Source organism: Sphingomonas sp., from assembly GCF_048595155.1.
GTDB lineage: Bacteria > Pseudomonadota > Alphaproteobacteria > Sphingomonadales > Sphingomonadaceae > Sphingomonas_I.
Genome location: NZ_JBMDXN010000105.1, coordinates 24,302 through 43,253 on the forward strand (window position 1 = coordinate 24,302; position 18,952 = coordinate 43,253).

An 18,952-nucleotide genomic window follows, 5' to 3' on the forward strand; every position below is an offset into this window, starting at 1 on the left:
TGTGGGCGCCTCTGCTGCAGGACGGGCATAACGCGGAACGCTTTTTGCTACCAGTGTGGCGCAACTGCCATGCGCTAAGGCGTGGGCGTCAAGATGCCGGCATGTTGAACCGCAATGGATCCAAGTTGTCCAACAGCTATAGCGGCAAGCATCGCCAATTCGGTCCGAGCCGGGATTGACGCGACTTTTTGTCGGACTTAAGGTACGAATCTGTCCAACTGATTTCGACAACTCCCTAGCAGGAGTATAGTCGCGACAGGGGGCGGAGCCAGGCTGCGCGAACTGCCAATGGCATGATCTCGCTCGGCCGCAGGGTGTACGCGCCTTGAACCGGTGAGGGGTTGCCATGGGTATCATTTCAAGGATCGAGCCGTCGGATTTCCGGTCTGCCGGATTTGCCGAGCTGACGCCAACGCAGATGAAGGTGCTGCAGGGGGTTCATTCGGGCCTGCTCAACAAGCAGATCGCCTATGATCTCGGCATTGCGGAAGCGACCGTCAAAGCGCACATGACCGCGCTGATGCGCAAGCTGAACGTCCGCAATCGTACGCAGGTCGCCATTGCGGCGCAGGCGGCGTTGTGGCCGCAGTCGGCGGACGCCGCCGCAGCCTGACGCCGGGAGGTCCGCCCGGCCATTCGGTGCCGGGCGACCGATCAGATCTGCACCGCATACAAGGCATGGTGCGCCAGGATGAACAGGGTGCGCTTGTCCTTGCCCCCGAACACCAGCTGCAACGGCCGTTCCGGCACGTCGATCTTGCCGACTTCCTGGCCCTGCGCGTCATAGACGAAGATCTGCCCGTTCGCGACATAAACACGGCCGTCCGGCCCGGTCGCCACGCTCTCGCCCCCGCGATTGGTGAAGGTCTTCAGGTCGGATAGGGCGCCGTCCGCCGACACCACGCCGCTATAGGTCTTCCCCTCCGTCGCATTGCTCACGAACACCCGCTCGCCCGGCGTGGCGGTCACGAAGCCATAGGTGTCGAGCGTGTCGGAAAAGCGCCAGCCCAGGAAGTTGCTCGGCCCCTGCTGATGGACGCGGAAGGCCGGCAGGACGAGGCTGCCGTCGGGCGAGACATATTCGTCCGTCTTGGCCTGGCCGGCGTCGCGCGCGAAAATCTCGCCCAGCGTCGTGAAGCGATAGCTGCGCACGTTCAGCTGATCGCGAAACTCACCATTGTTCCAGAAATTGGCCGGCACCGCGACGCGCACGTCGCGCCGCGCCTTCACCGGCGTCGGTGCGATCACCTTGATATCGTCGCCGGGCGCATTGGGGTCGAAGCTGTAGACGGTGGCCTTGGGCCCGTCCGATGACAGCACCATCACATGCCCCGACCGATCGACCGCGAGGTTGACCGGATCCAGCGTCTGATCCCGCACGATCGACAGGCCCTTGCCCTGTTCCCAGCCATAAATGGTCTGGAAGCGGCGATCTATGAAATAGAGTTTGCCGTTCGCATCCACTGCCGCGCCGGCGATCGAATAGAAGCCGTCTTCCAGTTTCTCGACCTTCGGCCCCGCCGGTGCGGCCGGCGGGGGCGCCCCCGGCAGATCGAGCACGGCAAATTCCCGTTCGCGCACATCCAGCTTGCGCGTCGCGTCGCGCACCGAATTTTCATACGGAAATTTGCTGACGCGCAAATAGGTGCCGCAGCCGCCATCGTCGCAGAAGCTGTAGCCGCTTTCCGCATTCACATGGACATTGCGCAGGCGGATATCGGACGAGTTGATCACGCGGATCGCCGCCACCGCCGGCTTGATCGACCGCGTGACGCGATAGCCGTGGAAATTGGCAAACAGGATGTCGCGCGACTTGCGCACGTCCAGCGCGATCGTGTCCTGGCTCTCGCCCACTTCCTCTTCGGTCTGCGGCGCCAGGAATTCCCAGTTGCGGACATTGTCGAGCACGATTTCCGAACGGACATGATGCTCGTTCGACAGCTCATAGACATAGCCGGGCGTGGTCGTGTCGGAGACCTTGAAGCCCGATTGGGCAAATGTGTTGGGTGACCAGAGGCCGCTGAAGGTGCCGCCGCCGCCGTCCGTCACCCAGAAGCTCGGATATTGCGCCTCCCACCGCTTCTGCGGATCGGCATCCGAGGAATGATTGGCATTATAGGGGTCGAAGCGGGTGCCGTCGGCCAGGCCGGTGCCATGGCCGCCCTGCGCCTTCACGTCATGCACCAGCGAATCCGCCCCCGCCTTCCATAACAAGGCGGTCGCGCGCGGGTTGATTCCGCCCGTGGCCAGGCCCAGGCCGGACACGATCGCCGCACCGCCCTTGGCGCTTTCTATCAGCGCCTTGGCCGATCCGACACCGGCATAAGCGGGCGTGCGATCGGGTATGACGATCTGCGTCAGATCCGGATGCAGCCCGATCAGCACGCTGCTCGGCCGCAGCTTCAGCGTGTCGGTGACGACATAAAAGCCGGCCGGGAAATAGACGACATCATGCGTATCGATCGCCCGCTGGATCGCCTGCGTATCGTCGGTCGCATTGTCACCCTTGGCGCCGCTCGCGCGCACGCTGTACCAGGCCGCGACCGGCGGCAGCAGCCGCACCGCGCGCTTGGCCGGCTTGGGCAGGGCGCGCAGCGGCGTCATGTCCATGTCGGTCGCATAATGGCCGGTCTGGCCAAGCCCGGGCACGACCAGGCCGTAGGTGAACCGGCTCAGCCGATAGGCGCTACCCGCGCCTGCCACCGTCCTGCCGCTGTCGCGGAAGCGGGCGAAGACCGGCGTGTTGCGCGCGACCGCATTGGCGAACCCGATCTGGGTGTAGACGTTATTCTCGTTGCTGATGATGATGCCCGCTTTCGAGACATTCTCGAACCGGACATTCTTGCCCCAGAACCAGTCGCCATAGCCTTCGTCGATATCGATGCCGACGGGCGTGTTGCGGATGGTCGTGTTGACCAGTGTCAGGCCGGCTTCATGCTCGCGGATGGCGGCGTCGCGCTGGCCGTCGAAGGTGGAATCGATTAGCGTATATTGCCAGGCGGGAGAGGTCTTTTCGGCAAGGATGCCATAGCGGCCGCCGTAGAAATGCAGGTCCTCGCCGACATTGCCGACCTGATAGACGCCCGCCAGGCCGGATCCGATGCGGAAATCCATATGGCTCAGATAGGCGTGTTGCGCGGTGTGGAAGCGGATGCCGACCGCGCCGGCATTGCCGTCGCCAATCTCGAAATCCACATTGCTCATCGCCGAATAGAATGTGCCCGAATTGGCGTCGGCGATCTTGTCGTTGAACGGCACGCTGCCGAGCGGCGGCACCGGCACGCGGAACGGCTGGCCGTTCGGCGTCGGCCGGCTGGGGTTGAAGCCGGCGAAGATCACCATCGTGCCCAGCCCCTCGCCAAAGCCCGGCGTATTGGGCCCAAGCACGATGACCGGGCGCGTCTTGCCGACCCCGAACAGGCGCACGCCGGGCCACATCGCCAGCGTCCGGCTGATGCGATAGCGGCCGGATGGCAGGAAGACGATGCCCTCGCCGATCTTGCTGGAGGCGGCGGTATCGATCGCCGCCTGGATCGCGGCGGTGTCGTCCGCCTGGCCATCGCCCACCGCCTTCACCATGATCGCGCTCGGCTCGGCCGGCGCGCTCAGGAAGACGGAGGAGGAGGCCGCGGCGGCACGGCCGGCAACGCCGCACAAGGCCGCCGATGCGAGCAGCAAGGATGGGATACGCATGGTCAAGTCCTACCCCCTCCCGCCCCCGCCGAAACCGCGACAAAGGTCGTAATGACGGCACGCTTGGCCGCAGCATAGGGAAGCATGAAGGGGAAAATGCCGATGCGCGCCCGTCTGACGACCCTGCTCTTCCTGCTGTTCGCGGCATCCTCCGCTTACGCCGCCGATCCGCAATCACTGCCGATCTGGCCGCACGGCGCGCCGGGCGCACAGGCCCATGCGCACGATCCCGAAATCGTCGAAAACACCTATGTCCGCAGCGTCCACAATCCCAGCCTGACCGTGTTCCCCGCCGATCCGGTCCACGCCAATGGCGCGGCCGTGATCGTCGTACCGGGGGGCGGCCACCGCATGATGGTGTTCGTCAACGAAGGCATGGTGCCCGCGCGCACGCTCAACCGCTTCGGGCTGACCGTGTTCGTGCTGAAGTATCGCCTCGCCCGCGAAGCCGGCTCCACCTATTCGATCGAAGGGGATGCCGCCGCCGATGCGCGTCGCGCGGTGCGCTGGGTCCGTGCCCATGCCAAGGACTATGGCGTCGATCCCCAACGGATCGGAATGATGGGCTTTTCGGCCGGGGGCGAGCTCGTCTCGCTCACCGCCGACAATCCCGAGCCCGCGCTCTCCTGGCCGCTGGACGCGGTCGATCGCCAGAGCGCGCGGCCCGATTTCCAGATCCTCGTCTATCCCGGCCCGCTGGGCATACCGGCGCGGCAGGTGGCAGGTGCCCCGCCCGCCTTCATCGCCGCCGGTACGCTCGATCCGTGCTGCGTCGTGCCCGCGATGACGCTGTACAATCAGTTGCGCGACGCCAAGGTGTCGGCCGAGCTGCATCTGTTTGCCGATACCGATCACGGCTTCAACATGGCGATGCATAACGAACGCGTGTCGATCCAGCACTGGCCCGACCGGTTGTTCGATTGGCTCAGCGACAGCGGCTGGTTGCTGCCCCGCAAGCAATAGAGCGCGCCAGCCGCTTTCGCCGCCGCCGATCCGGGCCTAGGGCCGGTATATGGCTTCGCAAAATCCCCTCGCCGCCGCGCTGGAACGCGTGATCGATCCCGTCTCCGGCTCCGGCCTCATCTCCTCCCGGCGCGCCGCGATTCCGCGCCAGACCGGCACCACGGTCGATGCGGTGATCGATGTCAGCGGGCTCGATGCGGCCGCGCGCGACGCGATCGAACAAAGCGCCCGCGCCGAACTGATGGCGCTGCCGGGGGTTGAAGCCGTGCGCGTGGCGCTGACCGCTGAACGCGCCGCCGGCCCGCGCCTGATCGCGGTCGCCAGCGGCAAGGGCGGCGTCGGCAAGTCCACCGTCGCCGCCAATTTGGCGATCGCGTTGCTGCACAAGGGCGTGAAGGTCGGTTTGGTCGACGCCGATATTTACGGCCCATCCCAGCCGCGGCTGCTCGATGCCGATGTGAAGCCCGAAGCCTATGATAACAAATTGGTGCCGGTGCAGACGCGATCGGGTGTGCCGATGCTCTCGCTCGGCCAATTGGTCGCCCCCGGGCAGGCGGTCGCGTGGCGCGGGCCGATGGCGGGCAAGGCGATCGATCAATTGGTCGATGCCCATTGGGGCAGCGCCGAAATCCTGATCGTCGACATGCCCCCCGGCACAGGCGACGTCCAATTGTCGATGATTCAGAAGCACAAGCCCGCCGCCGCCGTGATCGTCTCCACGCCGCAGGATCTGGCGCTGATCGACGCCGAACGCGCGATCGACCTTTTCGCCAAGGCGGGCGTGCCGATCATCGGCATCGTCGAGAATATGGCGGGCTATGCCTGCCCCAAATGCGGCGAGATCTCCGATCCGTTCGGGCAGGGCGGGGCGGAGGCGGAAGCCAAGCGGCTGGATCTGCCCTTTATCGGCCGCATCCCGCTGTCGATCGACATTCGCAAGGCGTCCGATGCCGGCACGCCCGATGCGGCGCAATTTGGCGGCGTCGCCGATGCGGTGCTGCGCTGGCTGAACCCATCGGCGGCTCCGTCGTTCTAGCCCTATGCCCCTGACCAACGACGCCGATATCGCACAGCTTCTGAAGGATACGCGCACGATCGCGCTGATCGGCGCCTCCGACCGGCCCGATCGGCCGAGCTACCGCGTCATGCGCGTGCTGCAGGATTGGGGGTATCGCGTGCTGCCGGTGAATCCACAGATCACCGGGGAACATGTCCATGGCGAATATGTCTGGCGTGAACTCAGCCAGATCGGCGAACCGATCGACATGGTCGACATCTTCCGCCGACCCCAGGCCGCAGGCGACGCGGTCGACGAAGCCATCGCCGCCGGCGCCAAATCGGTCTGGCTGCAGATCGGCGTGATCAATGAAGAGGCTGCTGCCCGCGCCGAAGCCGCCGGGCTGAAGGTCGTGATGGATCGCTGCCCCGCCATCGATCTCCCCCGCCTGAACGTTCCCAAGATCGCGGCCGAATAGCGCACATCCCAAAATCGCGGTACAAGGCCGCGATGGGCGTTCGGGGAAGCTGTCACTGCGGAAACGTGCAGATCACGCTGCCCCGGCAGCCGGATTGGGTGGCGGACTGCAATTGCTCGCTCTGCCGCCGCACCGCCTGGCGCACCGCCTATTTCCCGCCGGATCAGGTGCAGATTTCCGGCGAGACCAAGGCCTATATCTGGGGCGATCGCCTGATCGGCATCCACCATTGCCCCACCTGCGGCTGCGGCACCCACTGGCAGACGCTCGGCGAAGATTTCGGCAAGATGGGCATCAACGCCCGCCTGCTCGACGATTTCGACGAGACCAGCATCGAAGTGCGCAAGTTAGACAACGCCGATTAGGCCGCGCAGCTTTGCGTTCAGCGCGCCTCGGCCTGACTGGTCTGGCCGGTCCCTCTTGGCGAGAAAACCGAATATACGTCGTCATAAGGCGGCGGGCCGACGATACTCGAGCCCAACCGCTCATTTTCTTCGGCAATGACGGAAAGGTCCCCGTCGGTCACAGTTTCGATGAGCCGGAATATCTTCTCCTGATAGCCGGGTGCGAACATCACGAGCATCCGCGCAGGAACATCCGACAGGTTGGCCCAGGCATGGGGGGTGCCCCGCTTCACCGTCGCCGCCTCGCCGGCCGCTAACTCCACCCTCTCCTCGCCATTCGTGAGGTGGAGACGCCCCTCTAGAACGACAAAATGCTCTTCTTCGTTGGCGTGGATGTGCAGCGGCACAGCGTTGCGAGGATCGGCGACGATCTCCAGCGTCACGTAACGGCCGGCAGTTTCCGAAGCAGAGGTGCGTATCCTGAACCGCTCACCCGGCGTTATCTCGTGCCAACCTGCCTCGGCTTCGTGAGCTTCCGGCGTCTCATCGAATGAATCTTGCACGGGTTACTTTCCACAGCGTCACTCGGATTTGAGTGTGACTATCCGTGGTCGTAGACAGTGTTTCCACTACATCTTGATGATCAAAGCAGATCTTCGCGTTGCAGCGGTAGCAAACCATAGGCGGTCCTGCCTTGCGGTCCGGAACTCGCCATCAAAGCGATACAGCGTCCATCAGAAGTCCGCCCGCAGCCCCAGCGTAACGGAGCGGGGACGCTGCGGTGTGATCTGTCGCTCGCTCAGGAAAGTGAACGGATTACCGTAGCCGAACAGACTGGATTGGCTGTTCGCCAAATTGTCGACCGTCACCGTCGCCGAGTAGCGGCCCCGCGTCAGCCGCGCCGACAGGCTGGCATCCACGATCTCTCCCTGCCGGATCCGACGAAACTCATCGGTGCCGAGGCGCGCTTTGCCGCGATAGCTGATGCGCCCCTCAAGCCCCAGCTTGTAGCCGCCCCTCAGCCCGCGCGACCAGGCGACGTCGATGTTCCAGGCGACACGCGGCACGCTTGCAACCTCGTGCAGACCATAGTCGCTATGCACACCGGAAATGGCAGTGGTGGCGGAAAGGCCGCCCCCAATCGAGAGTGCGGTCCATGGCCGCCAACTGCCGGACACATCCACATTCACCAGATTGGAGCTGGGCAAGTTGATCGTGACGGGAAAACCCGCGCTGAAAAACTGATCCGCCTGGATCGCGCTCCAGTCCACCAGCGAAACCGCGGCGGTCAGTGTCAGGGGGCGGGCACCCTGTGTGCGGTAACTGCCGTCCACCTCCAGCACGCGGATCGAATCCGCCCCGTAAGGAATGGCCAGGGTGCCATTGGGATAGATTTCTGTCGGCAGGCGCAGGACGGTTACACCGTCGGACCGAAATCCCTGGCGGTAGCTGGCCGAAACCGTCAGCGCGTCGCTGCCGAACCAGGAAAGCTGCACCATCGGCGACACATGGGCGTCGCCCTGGTGCAGCAGATTGCGCTCGTCCGGACGCACCGGAATGTCGGTGGCGCCATGCAGGCGCGATCCTGTCACCCGCGCTCCGCCGGTCAGCAGGAAGCGGCCGAAGCGATGCGAAAGCTGCGCGAACAGTTCCAGGTCGATCCGCTTCGTATCGAACCGCATCGTGTAGATCGCGGCTTGCGGCGCATCCGCCAGTTGCCGTTGCGTTTCCCGCTGCCCCAGCGCAGCGAAGCCGACGATCCACCCCGAACCGTCCGGCGCGCTATGCGACAGCCGGCTCTCATGACTGAACGATTGAATGTCGCGTGCATTGACCAGCGCCGCCGCCTGCCCCGCCACCGCCGTCGCATCGAAGGTCGCTGAAATGTCATTTCGCAGCAGCGAGGTTGCGGATACCAGTTCGGCGCCCGCCAGCGCGCCGCGAACTTCGAGCGTCGCGAGATCGAACTGGTTGCGCGACGGTTGCGCCACGGCGGTCGCGCGCGTCAAACGGGGCAAGCCTTTCACCGCGTAATTGCCGTCCCGCGCATCGATATCCTGGTGCGCCCCAAGCAGGTCGACCGACCATGCCCCTGCTTTCAACCGCATCTGCGCGCGCGCGCCGGTCGTCTTCGTCCGGTTGACGTTGCGCAGGCCGCGTTGTGCATCGTCGATGTAGCCGCCGTCGATCCGACGATATGCCAGCAGGCGCAGGCCGAAGCGCTCGTCCGCAAGCGGCACGTTGATCATGCCGGCGAGCGCGCCGCCCCATGCACCCTGCCAGGTGCCAGTCAGCGCACTGTCCACGAAGCCGGACCAGTGGCTCAGGTTCGGGCGCTCGGGCTCGATCCGCAGTACGCCGCTCAGCGTACCGCCGCCATATAGGGTACCCTGCGGCCCTTTCAGCAGTTCGACGCTTCGAACATCGTAGAGCAGCAGACCAGGATCGGGGCCGTTGAAGTTGATCCGCGCCTCGCCAAGATATTCGCCCAGAGTCGCTTGCGTTCGGCCGGTGAAGCTCGTGTCGGCCACGCCACGCAGGAACAGCTTGTTCTGTCCTGGGCCCAAAGCGGTGGAGGAAAGCGACGGCACCCGCCCGGCCAGATCGCTTACATTGCCGCGGCCATCGCTCGCCCCGAGCGGTGTGGCGAAGGTAACGCGTTCGACATTGCCCTCCGTCAGAGCCAGCGGTTGCGCGCGCTTGCCGGCCGTGACGACGATATCCTGCTCCGTCACCGGCGCGACCGACACGGGCAACGCCACCCGGGATCGCGGCGCCGGATCAAGGCGATAGTGTCCGGCCCCCACTTTCACCGCGCGCAGCCCCGTGCCGATCAGCAACCGACGCAACGCCGTCTCCGCCGACATCCGCCCGGTCACCGCATGACTGCGGATCGCGGGGTCGATGCGGCTGCCACCGATCGTCAGGCCGGTGCGCGCGCTCAGCTCCTGCAAAGCATCGATCAGCGCCAGCGACGGCAAGTCGTAGCGCTCCACCACGCCGGCCGTCGCCGGACGGCACAGCCACAGCAGGGCAGCCACATGCAGACCGGCGGAAAAGAGGCGTGGCCGGATCAGGCCGTCCCCGCAAAATGCGCGAGATGATAAACTTCGGTCTCCGCATCCGCGGGAAACAGACATTCGACCCGCATCTCCTGCGCCAGCGCATCGATCGGACTGCCGACGGTCGTGAGCAGCGAGAAGTAACGCAGCCTCTGCCCCTCCAGCAGGAAGGTGAGCGGCAGGACGGGCAGTGTGTCGTCTTCCGGCGGTTCGCGCCCATCGGTCGGCACGTCCGGATAGGCGCGCAAAGCCGCGACCAGCCGGCCGGTCTGGTCATCGATCGCTCGCCCCACCGCCTCGCGATGCACCCGCGCGAGCAGCATTGCGGCGGTACGCGGCCAATCGCCGAGGAAGGGCCGCATGCCGGCCGGATCGAACATCAAATGCAGCAGATTGCGGGGCTGGGGTCGCGCGCCGAGATCGACGAAGCGGCCGAAGAAGCGCGACGCCGCCGCATTGGTCATCACGACATTCCAATAGCGGTCCATCACGATTGCCGGATACGGCTCGTGCTGCGCCAGCATCCGCCGCACCGCCGTCAACAGCCCGGCCAGCGCGGGATCGTCCCAGGATCGCTCCGGATAAGCAGGGGCATGGCCGCCCGCGACCAGCAACAGGTTGCGATCCCTCAAGGGAATATCGAGCGCATCGGCCAGCAGGTGCAGCATCTGCCGGCTGGCGCGGCTCCGCCCGCTTTCGACGAAGCTCAAGTGACGCTGCGACACGCCGGCCTCAAGGGCAAGATCAAGCTGACTGTGGCCGCGCCGCTGCCGCCACTGCCGCAACACTTCGCCTACCCCCAACCGCTTTGCTTCGCTCACGATTTGCCGACGATCCTCCGATTGATCTTGCCTTTCCTATCACGCAGGAGCGGGGACGCTGATTACCTCCCGCGTAATTGTCGCGATTATCTTTCGCCCCGATGATCCTGCCGGCTGATCGATGTGCCGCACCCGGGCGCCGCATCTGCCCAGCCCGGAGACACAGCTCATGACCGAATACGATCTTGAAGGCATAGGCATCACCGACGACAGGGCGGAATTGTTTAATGTTGCATCGTCCCCGCCGGAGCAGGCGGGCGAACAGCGCCTCTTCACACGCATGAGCCCACCGGGCTGGCTGCTGGCCTTCTGGCAGGAGATTGACGACAAGAGCTGGGGTGCCGGCTTCGATTGTCTCGCCGAAGATGCCGTGTGCAATCTGGGTGTCGCCGATTGGCATGGCCGCGAGGCGATCCGCGCCAATCTGCGGGCCTTCGTCGATACCGGCTTCACCGCGCACCATGATGTTCTGGAATATTGGGACAGCCCCCGTCTGAAGATCTTTCGCGGGCAGGTGCGCATGACACCGGATGCCGCCGGTCAGCCGGTCGTCACACCGACCATGACCCACTTTTTCTACATGGACGATGCCGATCCGACCAAGGTTTCGCGCTGGTATGGCGCGGTCGGCCCGGTCGCCTTCGGCTAGCGCGGCTGGATACTGGCCGCGCTCGCGCGTTCGGCCAGGCGGGCGACGGCGGCGGTGTGGATCGCCGCCGCGCTCGCGACCACGCCGAACGCTTCCGCCGCATCGCTATTATAGCGGATCTGCGTGCCCAGCGCGTCGGTAACGGTGGCGCCCGCTTCCTGCGCGATCAGGGCAGCGGCGGCGATATCCCACTCATTGCCCCAGCGCAGGCTGGCGCACAGATCGGCCTGGTCCGCCGCCACCATCGCGATGCGCAGCGCGATCGAATTGGCGCGCGGCACCGCGATCAGATCCTCGTCGATCCGCGGCAGCGTGTCGGCCGGCACGCGCGAGCCCGGCAGTTCCAGCCGCATCGACGCTCGCAGCGGCGTGCCGTTGCAAGTGGCGCCTTTTCCGGCCGCCGCGCGCCAGCTTTCCTGCCGCGCCGGTGCATCCAGCACCCCAATGATCGGCGCGCCATCCTCGACCAGCGCCACCGACACGCACCAGCCCGGCCGCCCGCGCAGATAATCGCGCGTGCCGTCGATCGGATCGACCACCCACAGCCGGCGGTTGCTCAGGCGCGCCTCATTGTCGGCCGTTTCTTCGGACAGCCAGCCGGCGTCGGCATCGATCGCCGCCAGCCGCACCTTCAGCAGTTCATCGACCGCCAGGTCGATCTCGCAGACAGGGCTGCCGGCGGCCTTTTCCCAGCGGCGAAAGTCGGTCTTCCAGCGATCCATCGCAAGTTGGCCGGCCTCGGCCGCCGCCGCCGCCACGGCGTCGATCAGCCCGTCAGGCACCGGCAATCGTCATCCCGTCGATCCGCACCGTCGGCACGTCCATCGCACGGCGGAACTCCAGATCGTCGGCCGGCGTCAGCGCCAGGAACATGTCGGTCAGATTGCCCGCGATGGTGATCTCCGCCACCGGTTCGGCCAATTGGCCATTGCGGATCGCATAGCCCGATGCGCCCCGGCTATAATCGCCGGTCACGCCATTGACGCCCTGGCCGATCAGCTCGGTCACGAACACGCCCAGCGCGATGTCGCCGATCAGCTCCGCCACGGAGACGGTTCCCGCTTCCAGGAACATATTGCTCGTGCCCGCGCCTGGCGCGCCGCTGCCGCCACGCGTGGCATGGCCGGTCGGCTGCTCGCCCAATTGGCGGGCGGAGGCACTGTCGAGCAGCCAGGTCTGGAGCACGCCGTCGGCAACGATATCGATCGGCGCCGTCGGCAGCCCCTCGGCATCGAAGGCGCGGCTGCGCAGCCCGCGCAAGCGGTGCGGATCGTCACGAATGGTGATGCCGGGCGCGAAGATGCGCTCGCCGCGTTTGCCTAGCAGGAAGCTGGTCTTGCGTGCGATCGCCGCGCCCGTGATCGCCCCGGCCAGATGGCCGATCAGGCTGGAACCGACACGGGGATCGAACACCACGGGCATCGGCCCGGAGGGAAGCTTGCCCGGGTTGAGCCGCTTGACCGCCCGTTCGCCCGCGCGACGCCCGATTGCGTCCGATGCTTCCAGGTCGCTCAGGTAGCGCGCCGAATGATAGGCGTAGTCGCGCTGCATGCCGGCACCTTCGCCCGCGATCACACTGGCCGAACAGCCATAGCCGGACGTCACGAACCCGCGCGCAAAGCCGGTCGAGGTGGCGAGCGCCATCAGCGTGCGCCCCGCGCTCGCGCCCGCGCCCTCGCTATTCGTCACGCCCGCAATCGCCCGCGCCGCCTCTTCCGCCGCCAGCGCTCGTTCCTTCAATTCGGCCGGTGCGGGATCGGCGCCATCGTCGCCGTCGATCGGCACCGCATCGCCGGTCAGCAACCGGTCGGCCGGCGCCAGCCCTGCAAATTCGTCTTCGGGTGCCTCGCGCGCCATTGCCACCGCGCGCTCGACCAGCGCGTTCAGCGCATCGCCGGACAGGTTGGAAGATGACACGCTCGCCGATCTTTTGCCCACGAACAGGCGCAGGCCGATCTCCTCGCCGTCGGACCGGCCGACATCCTCCAGCGTGCCGAGGCGGACCTGCACCTCGGTCGAGGCATTGCGATAATAAACGGCGTCGGCGGCATCGGCGCCCACGCGCTTGGCGGCGGCCACCAGATCGGCAACGCGGTTTTCGGCTTCGGAGACGGAATACATTAGGCGCACTTAGGGATGGGCGCGGCCAAACGGAAGCGTCCGCAACCTATTCCTCCGCCTTGGCGTCGAAAGCCGCGCGCGATTGGGTGATCGTATCATAATGGGTGTCGGCCCATTGCCCCAGCGCGATGATCGGCTGGCACAGCGATTTGCCGAGCGCGGTCAGCTCGTAATCCACCCGCGGAGGAATGGTCGGGAAGACGGTGCGGCTGACCAGCCCGTCGCGCTCCAGCCCGCGCAGGTTCAAGGTAAGCATGCGCTGCGAGATGCCGTCGATCATGCGCTTCAGCTCATTGAACCGGCGCGGCCCGCCCGCCAGCAACATCACGATCAGGATGCTCCATTTGTCGCCGACGCGCTGCAGGATCGGCGCGATACTGCGGCAGCGCGGCTGCTCCACCTCCGCCAACAGAGCGCGGGAGCGGGCGAACGCAGCGTCGTCGGCAGTCACATCCATGTGCTCGGGTAACAAAATTGTGCCTCCTTGCGGGCGCGTGGCATGCGGTCACATATCCCGCCCCGGTAACAAACTGATACCGGAAAGGCTTTCTATATGAAACTGCTCCACCTCGATTCAAGCATCACCGGCGACGGCTCGGTCAGCCGCCAGCTCACCGCCACGATCGTCGATCGCCTGCGCGCCGCCCATCCGGGGCTGGAAATCAGCTATCGCGATCTGGCCGCCGATCCGATCGCGCATCTCACGCTCGGCCTGATGCCGGCCTCCTCACCGGACAGCCGCGCCTTGCTCGATCAATTCCTCGCCAGCGACGTCGTCGTGATCGGCGCGCCCATGTATAATTTCACCCTGCCGAGCCAACTCAAGGCCTGGCTGGATCGCGTCCTGATTGCCGGGGAGACATTCAGCTATGGTCCCGAAGGCCCGCAGGGTCTGGCCGGCGGCAAGCGCGTGATCATCGCCTTGTCGCGCGGCGGCCTGTACAGCGCTGGTTCGCCCGCGGCCGCCTTCGAACATACCGAAACCTCTTTGCGCGCGGTGTTCGGCTTCATCGGCATCACGCCCGAATTCGTCGTCGCGGAAGGCGTGATGATGGGGCCGGAGGGCCGCGCGAGCGCGATTGACACCGCCTCTGCCGAGATCGATCGGCTCGCCGCCTAGGCGCGCGGCCTGGTTACGCCTGGCTGGTGGTGCCCACCACCAGGCAGGCGAGGAACAGCAGTAGCCCGGCGAAACGGTTGGAGCGGAAACGCATCAGCGCATCCGCCCCATCCTCGGGCTTCAGCCCTGCCACCTGCCACAGCAGATGCCCTGCAACCGGCGCCAGCGCGACCAGCGCCAGCGCTTCGGGCCGCACGCTCCAGATCGCCATGCCCCAGAGCGCAATCGCGATCAGGTAAAAGGCCGTCACACCCGCCCGGGCATGGCGGCCGAGCGCGCGGGCGGAGGATTTGACGCCAATCCGCATATCGTCCTCGATATCCTGCAGCGCATAGATCGTGTCATAGCCCAGCACCCAGAAGATCGCGCCGGCATAGAGCCAGCCCAGCGGCAGGCCGAGTGAGCCGGTCGCGGCCGGCCACCCGACCGGCGCCGCCCACGAAAAGACGATGCCCAGCCACGCCTGCGGCCACCAGGTGATCCGCTTCATGAAGGGATAGCAGGCCACCAGAGCGAGGCTGCACATCGCCACGATCTGCGCCAGCCGGTTCAGCTGCAGCAGCACGACCAGCCCCACCAGGCACAGGGCGACCAGCCACACCCATGCCACCGTCAGCGATACTCGCCCGCTCGCCACCGGCCGCTCGCGCGTGCGCGCCACCCGCACATCCAGGTCGCGGTCGGCAATATCGTTATAGACGCAGCCGGCGCCGCGCATCGCCACCGCCCCCAGCGCGAACCACGCGATCAGATCCCACCGGTCGAACGCATGCCCGGCCAGCGCGATCGCCCACGCGCCCGGCCAGAACAGCAGCCAGGCCCCGATCGGCCGGTCGAACCGCGCCAGCTGCACCAGATCGCGCGCGCGCTGCGGCAACAGGCCGAGCAGGCCGCGATGCTCGCTGTCGGGAACGATCGAAGTCGGCGGCGCCATGGCCGCCTCCTGCCCCAATCGCGCGACGGACGGAAGCCGTTCATCGACGGTTGGGCGCGGTAATGGCATGATCGGCGCAGCTTTTAGGGATTCGCCCATGCACCGCTTGCTCGTCGCCGCCTTGCCGCTGCTGATCGCCACGCCCGCGCTCGCGCAGGAAATTTCCACCGGCCAGGCCGCGCCGACCTGGCAGAATGCGCAGACCAAGGCGGATGCGCTGCAGCGCGCCGCGCTCATTTTCGGCCAGCTCGATCGCAACCAGGACGGCTTCATCACCCAGGATGAACTGGCCGCCTTCACCAAGACGATGGGCGACAATCCGCGCATGGTCGGCCGCGTCACCCGCATGTTCGCCAGCGCCGACGCCAATCATGACGGCAAGGTCTCCGCCGCCGAGGCGCAAGCCCAGGCCGCCGCCGCCTTCGATACGGTCGACGCCAATCACGACGGGATCCTCACCCCCGAAGAACGCCAGGCCGCCCGCGCCGCCGCCAGCGGCACCCAGCCCGCCCAATAGCCGTCATGCCAGCGCCGGCTGGCATCCACGGACCCGCCCCTGCGCCCCGCCGCCGGGGAAGGCGGATCCCGCCCCGACCCCACCGCCCGCGACACCTGCCATGGACCCCAGCCTTCGCTAGGGTGACGGGTAAAGATTCCTGCCCCCCGTCATGCCCGCGCAGGCTGGCATCCACGAACCTGTCCACCTTCCCTTCCGCCGGGGCAGGCCACATCCGGCAACCACCCGCACTCCGAGAGGGGTGACGAACCGCCCCCCTCTCCCTACAACCGCCTGATGCCCGCCACTCCCGCTTGGCCGCCTGCGAGCACGCCGCGCCTGTTCGTCGATCAGCCACTCCACGAAGCCGCCTCGCTCCAGCTCGATGGCGCCCAGGCCAATTATCTCGGCAACGTCATGCGGCTGAAGGCGGGCGATCCCGTTCGCCTGTTCGACGATCGCACCGGCGAATGGCTGGCGGAAGTGACCGAAACCGCCAAGCGCCACATCGGCCTGCGCCTCACCGGCCGGCTCCGCGCACGCGAGACCGTGCCCGATCTTTGGCTCCTGTTCGCGCCGATCAAGAAGGGGCCGATCGACTGGCTGGTGGAAAAAGCGACCGAGCTCGGCGCCGCCCGTCTCCAGCCGGTGATCACCCAGCGCACGATCGTCGATCGGCTCAACCTCGATCGCCTGCGCGCCAATATGATCGAGGCGAGCGAGCAATGCGATCGCACCGCGCTGCCCGAACTGGCCGAACCGGCCAAGCTCACCGCCATCCTGAAGGGCTGGGATCCCAACCGGATCCTGATCTTCGCCGACGAAACCGGCGGCCTGCCGCTGGCCGAGGTCGCGCGGCCCGGCCCCGCCGCCATCCTGATCGGCCCCGAAGGCGGCTTCACGCCCGACGAGCGCGGCGCGATCCGCGCGACGCCCGGCGCGGTCGGCGCCTCGCTCGGCCCCCGCATCCTGCGCGCGGAAACGGCCGCCGCCGCCGCCATCTCCGCCTGGATGACGCTTGCCGGCGATTGGCGCTAGCACCCCGGCATTATTACCGCGCGTCACGCCAGCGGGAACCACCCGCTTTCAAAGGCTTAGCCGCAGCTTGCCCGCCATCGGGGAACGCCGACCGCCCCGCTCGCCAGGCCCGTGAAACACCGCTAGTATCCATCGGCTACCATGCTACTGGGCCGCATATGACAACGCGCACGGCAGAGGCCGGTCCAGACCCATTGATCGAAAGCCGCGCCGATTTGATCGGCGTGTTCGCGAAGGGCGAAAAGCCCAAGGATCGGTGGCGGATCGGCACCGAACATGAAAAGTTCGTCTATGCCGTCGGCGATCATCACGCCCCCTCCTATGAGGAAAAGGGCGGTATCCACGCGCTGCTGATCGGCCTTACCAAATTCGGGTGGGAGCCGATCTACGAAGGCGGCAACATCATCGCGCTGTCCGGTCCGGACGGCGCCGTCAGCCTGGAGCCGGCCGGCCAGTTCGAACTGTCCGGCGCGCCGCTCGACAATCTTCACCAGACCTGCGCCGAAACCGGTCGCCACCTCGCCCAGGTGAAAGAGATTGGCGAGAAGCTTGGCATGGGCTTCCTCGGCCTCGGCTTCTGGCCCGACAAGACGCGCGCCGATCTGCCGATCATGCCCAAGGGCCGCTATGAGATCATGCTGCGCCACATGCCGCGCGTCGGCAATCTCGGGCTGGATATGATGCTGCGCACCTGCACCATTCAGACCAACCTCGATTATGGCAGCGAGGCGGATATGGTGAAGAAGTTCCGCGTCAGCCTGGCGTTGCAGCCGCTCGCCACCGCGCTGTTCGCCAACTCGCCCTTCACCGAAGGCAAGCCCAACGGCTTCCTCTCCTATCGCAGCCACATCTGGACGGACACCGATCCGCACCGCACCGGCATGCTGCCGTTCGTGTTCGAAGACGGCTTCGGCTATGAACGCTATGCCGATTACATGCTCGACGTGCCGATGTATTTCGTCTTCCGCGACGGCAAATATATCGATGCCGCTGGCCTTTCCTTCCGCGATTTCCTCGATGGCAATCTCTCGGTCCTGCCCGGCGAAAAGCCGCGCATCGCCGACTGGACCGATCATCTGTCGACTGCCTTCCCCGAAGTGCGGCTGAAGAGCTTCCTCGAGATGCGCGGCGCCGATGGCGGGCCGTGGAACACGATCTGCGCGCTCCCCGCCTTCTGGGTCGGCCTGCTCTATGACGACGATGCGCTCGACGCCGCCTGGCAGGAAGTGAAGCATTGGACGATCGAGGATCATCACCGCATCCGCGCCGAAGTGCCCAAGCTCGGCCTGGCCGCGCGCGGTCCGCGCGGTCGCACCTTCCAGCAGCTCGGTTCCGAGATATTGGCGATCGCCCACAAGGGGCTCGCCGCGCGCAAGCGGCTCAACGCGATGGGCGATGACGAAACCGGCTTCCTCGAGCCGCTGCGGGAGATCGTCGCTAGCGGCAAGGTGCCTGCGCAGCGCCTGCTCGATCGCTATCATGGCGATTGGAATGGCGACGTCAGCCGCGTCTATGATGAAATGAGCTTCTGACCGGAGCAGGCGGATGGCGGAGCGGGGCGATGATGGGCCGGATGGGGACGCGGGCGGTGCCGGCGCGACCTGGCGGCCCGGTCGCCGCACCCTGATCGCGGGCGCCGCCGCACTGGCTGCCCTCCCGGCTGTCGCCGCCAGGCACCCCAAGCCGCCCAAGGCGCCGCCCCCGCCCAAGACCGCCAATATCCGCTGGCCGGGGCCGGGCCACGATCTGCATGGCTATATGGCTATTCCTGCCAAGGCACATGGGCCGCAGCCAGCGGTGCTGGTCGTGCACGACGCCGGCGGTGCCGATCCGTTCACGCGCGGCCTGTGCGACCAGCTCGCCGCCGCCGGCTTCGTCGCCTGCGCGCCCATCAGGCTCGCCTCGCTGGAAGAAGCGGTGGCGACGGTCCACTGGCTGGCGAGCAATGCCTATGCGACCGGCAAGGTCGCCGGGCTCGGGCTTGGCTGGGGCGCGTCTCTGCTGGAACGCGTTGCCGCCTCCCCCCAGCCGCAATTAACCGCGATGGTGACCTTCAGCGCGGATCGGATCGCCGATCTGCCCGTGCCGGCGCTCCACCTCCAGGCCGTGGCCCAGCTTCAGGGCGAGGCCTACGCGCAGGCCTGGCAGCAGACCCTGGTATTCCTGAAAGACCACCTCGCCTGATCCATCGCTCCCGCCCAGGCGGGACCGTCTAACGTCCTCCCACCCCAACATC

Annotated in this window: 19 protein-coding genes; 11 read left to right on the forward strand and 8 right to left on the reverse strand. The window is 66.4% G+C overall.

Annotated features, from left to right (window positions below; translation table 11 throughout):
* The first annotated feature begins 346 nt into the window (after positions 1-346).
* A complete protein-coding gene (locus ACOJSI_RS16455) occupies positions 347-613 on the forward strand; it encodes a helix-turn-helix domain-containing protein (RefSeq protein WP_420139390.1) in 267 nt (88 codons plus the stop codon).
* A 41-nt stretch (positions 614-654) separates the two neighbouring features.
* On the opposite strand, the gene ACOJSI_RS16460 is transcribed toward ACOJSI_RS16455, so the two are convergent.
* Complete coding sequence (locus ACOJSI_RS16460) at positions 655-3,693, reverse strand: glycosyl hydrolase family 28-related protein (RefSeq protein WP_420139391.1); 3,039 nt, start codon at positions 3,691-3,693, stop codon at positions 655-657.
* A gap of 102 nt (positions 3,694-3,795) precedes the next feature.
* Here ACOJSI_RS16460 and ACOJSI_RS16465 point away from each other — a divergent pair, with 102 nt between their 5' ends.
* The 4 genes from ACOJSI_RS16465 (at position 3,796) to ACOJSI_RS16480 (ending at position 6,496) form a co-directional block, all read left to right on the forward strand.
* Entirely contained in the window at positions 3,796-4,656 is an 861-nt protein-coding gene (locus ACOJSI_RS16465; RefSeq protein ID WP_420139392.1) for an alpha/beta hydrolase, read from the forward strand.
* Positions 4,657-4,705: 49 nt separating this feature from the next.
* Complete coding sequence (locus ACOJSI_RS16470) at positions 4,706-5,692, forward strand: Mrp/NBP35 family ATP-binding protein (RefSeq protein WP_420139393.1); 987 nt, start codon at positions 4,706-4,708, stop codon at positions 5,690-5,692.
* 4 nt (positions 5,693-5,696) lie between these two features.
* On the forward strand, positions 5,697-6,131 hold the full coding sequence (locus tag ACOJSI_RS16475) for a CoA-binding protein (protein WP_420139394.1): 435 nt from the start codon (positions 5,697-5,699) through the stop codon (positions 6,129-6,131).
* 65 nt (positions 6,132-6,196) lie between these two features.
* Positions 6,197-6,496 (forward strand): GFA family protein, encoded by a 300-nt coding sequence (locus tag ACOJSI_RS16480; RefSeq protein WP_420139395.1) that lies wholly within the window; start codon positions 6,197-6,199, stop codon positions 6,494-6,496.
* Between the two features lie 17 nt (positions 6,497-6,513).
* Here the strand turns inward: ACOJSI_RS16480 and ACOJSI_RS16485 are convergent, their stop codons facing one another.
* The 3 genes from ACOJSI_RS16485 to ACOJSI_RS16495 all read right to left on the reverse strand — a co-directional run bounded on the left by ACOJSI_RS16485 (position 6,514) and on the right by ACOJSI_RS16495 (position 10,358).
* On the reverse strand, positions 6,514-7,038 hold the full coding sequence (locus ACOJSI_RS16485; protein WP_420139396.1) for a cupin domain-containing protein: 525 nt from the start codon (positions 7,036-7,038) through the stop codon (positions 6,514-6,516).
* Between the two features lie 171 nt (positions 7,039-7,209).
* Complete coding sequence (locus ACOJSI_RS16490) at positions 7,210-9,516, reverse strand: TonB-dependent receptor domain-containing protein (RefSeq protein WP_420139397.1); 2,307 nt, start codon at positions 9,514-9,516, stop codon at positions 7,210-7,212.
* Between the two features lie 32 nt (positions 9,517-9,548).
* A complete protein-coding gene (locus tag ACOJSI_RS16495; RefSeq protein ID WP_420139398.1) occupies positions 9,549-10,358 on the reverse strand; it encodes a helix-turn-helix domain-containing protein in 810 nt (269 codons plus the stop codon).
* Between the two features lie 169 nt (positions 10,359-10,527).
* Between ACOJSI_RS16495 and ACOJSI_RS16500 the strand changes: the two genes are divergently transcribed.
* Positions 10,528-11,007, forward strand: coding sequence for a nuclear transport factor 2 family protein (locus tag ACOJSI_RS16500; protein ID WP_420139399.1), 480 nt, complete (start codon positions 10,528-10,530; stop codon positions 11,005-11,007).
* Here the strand turns inward: ACOJSI_RS16500 and ACOJSI_RS16505 are convergent.
* The 3 genes from ACOJSI_RS16505 to ACOJSI_RS16515 are packed head-to-tail and all read right to left on the reverse strand — an operon-like array spanning position 11,004 to position 13,600.
* Positions 11,004-11,789, reverse strand: a complete 786-nt coding sequence (locus ACOJSI_RS16505) for a 3'(2'),5'-bisphosphate nucleotidase CysQ (RefSeq protein WP_420139473.1) — start codon at positions 11,787-11,789, stop codon at positions 11,004-11,006. The two genes, ACOJSI_RS16500 and ACOJSI_RS16505, sit on opposite strands and share 4 nt — an antisense overlap.
* Positions 11,782-13,128, reverse strand: a complete 1,347-nt coding sequence (locus tag ACOJSI_RS16510) for a TldD/PmbA family protein (protein ID WP_420139400.1) — start codon at positions 13,126-13,128, stop codon at positions 11,782-11,784. The genes ACOJSI_RS16505 and ACOJSI_RS16510 overlap by 8 nt, the downstream gene beginning before the upstream one ends.
* 46 nt (positions 13,129-13,174) lie before the next feature.
* Complete coding sequence (locus ACOJSI_RS16515; RefSeq protein WP_420139401.1) at positions 13,175-13,600, reverse strand: winged helix-turn-helix transcriptional regulator; 426 nt, start codon at positions 13,598-13,600, stop codon at positions 13,175-13,177.
* Positions 13,601-13,681: 81 nt separating this feature from the next.
* Between ACOJSI_RS16515 and ACOJSI_RS16520 the strand changes: the two genes are divergently transcribed.
* Positions 13,682-14,248 carry an FMN-dependent NADH-azoreductase gene (locus ACOJSI_RS16520; protein WP_420139402.1) on the forward strand — a complete coding sequence of 189 codons (567 nt, stop codon included), beginning with the start codon at positions 13,682-13,684 and terminating at the stop codon, positions 14,246-14,248.
* 13 nt (positions 14,249-14,261) lie between these two features.
* Here the strand turns inward: ACOJSI_RS16520 and ubiA are convergent, their stop codons facing one another.
* Complete coding sequence (gene ubiA / locus ACOJSI_RS16525) at positions 14,262-15,182, reverse strand: 4-hydroxybenzoate octaprenyltransferase (protein ID WP_420139403.1); 921 nt, start codon at positions 15,180-15,182, stop codon at positions 14,262-14,264.
* A gap of 97 nt (positions 15,183-15,279) precedes the next feature.
* On the opposite strand from ubiA, the gene ACOJSI_RS16530 reads away from it, so the two are divergent.
* The 4 genes from ACOJSI_RS16530 (at position 15,280) to ACOJSI_RS16545 (ending at position 18,900) form a co-directional block, all read left to right on the forward strand.
* Entirely contained in the window at positions 15,280-15,699 is a 420-nt protein-coding gene (locus ACOJSI_RS16530) for an EF-hand domain-containing protein (RefSeq protein WP_420139404.1), read from the forward strand.
* A 276-nt stretch (positions 15,700-15,975) separates the two neighbouring features.
* Positions 15,976-16,716 (forward strand): 16S rRNA (uracil(1498)-N(3))-methyltransferase, encoded by a 741-nt coding sequence (locus ACOJSI_RS16535; protein WP_420139405.1) that lies wholly within the window; start codon positions 15,976-15,978, stop codon positions 16,714-16,716.
* A gap of 158 nt (positions 16,717-16,874) precedes the next feature.
* Positions 16,875-18,248 (forward strand): glutamate--cysteine ligase, encoded by a 1,374-nt coding sequence (locus ACOJSI_RS16540; protein ID WP_420139406.1) that lies wholly within the window; start codon positions 16,875-16,877, stop codon positions 18,246-18,248.
* A gap of 13 nt (positions 18,249-18,261) precedes the next feature.
* Positions 18,262-18,900: a dienelactone hydrolase family protein gene (locus ACOJSI_RS16545; RefSeq protein WP_420139407.1), complete on the forward strand. Its 639-nt coding sequence runs from the start codon at positions 18,262-18,264 to the stop codon at positions 18,898-18,900.
* Positions 18,901-18,952 lie beyond the last annotated feature (52 nt).

Coding starts and splice junctions, on each gene's coding strand:
- ACOJSI_RS16540 (WP_420139406.1), top strand. CDS start 16,875: ATGACAACGCGCACGGCAGAGGCCGGTCCAGACCCATTGATCGAAAGC.
- ubiA (WP_420139403.1), bottom strand. CDS start 15,182: ATGGCGCCGCCGACTTCGATCGTTCCCGACAGCGAGCATCGCGGCCTG.
- ACOJSI_RS16455 (WP_420139390.1), top strand. CDS start 347: ATGGGTATCATTTCAAGGATCGAGCCGTCGGATTTCCGGTCTGCCGGA.
- ACOJSI_RS16535 (WP_420139405.1), top strand. CDS start 15,976: ATGCCCGCCACTCCCGCTTGGCCGCCTGCGAGCACGCCGCGCCTGTTC.
- ACOJSI_RS16500 (WP_420139399.1), top strand. CDS start 10,528: ATGACCGAATACGATCTTGAAGGCATAGGCATCACCGACGACAGGGCG.
- ACOJSI_RS16520 (WP_420139402.1), top strand. CDS start 13,682: ATGAAACTGCTCCACCTCGATTCAAGCATCACCGGCGACGGCTCGGTC.
- ACOJSI_RS16510 (WP_420139400.1), bottom strand. CDS start 13,128: ATGTATTCCGTCTCCGAAGCCGAAAACCGCGTTGCCGATCTGGTGGCC.
- ACOJSI_RS16465 (WP_420139392.1), top strand. CDS start 3,796: ATGCGCGCCCGTCTGACGACCCTGCTCTTCCTGCTGTTCGCGGCATCC.
- ACOJSI_RS16460 (WP_420139391.1), bottom strand. CDS start 3,693: ATGCGTATCCCATCCTTGCTGCTCGCATCGGCGGCCTTGTGCGGCGTT.
- ACOJSI_RS16530 (WP_420139404.1), top strand. CDS start 15,280: ATGCACCGCTTGCTCGTCGCCGCCTTGCCGCTGCTGATCGCCACGCCC.
- ACOJSI_RS16470 (WP_420139393.1), top strand. CDS start 4,706: ATGGCTTCGCAAAATCCCCTCGCCGCCGCGCTGGAACGCGTGATCGAT.
- ACOJSI_RS16545 (WP_420139407.1), top strand. CDS start 18,262: ATGGCGGAGCGGGGCGATGATGGGCCGGATGGGGACGCGGGCGGTGCC.
- ACOJSI_RS16475 (WP_420139394.1), top strand. CDS start 5,697: ATGCCCCTGACCAACGACGCCGATATCGCACAGCTTCTGAAGGATACG.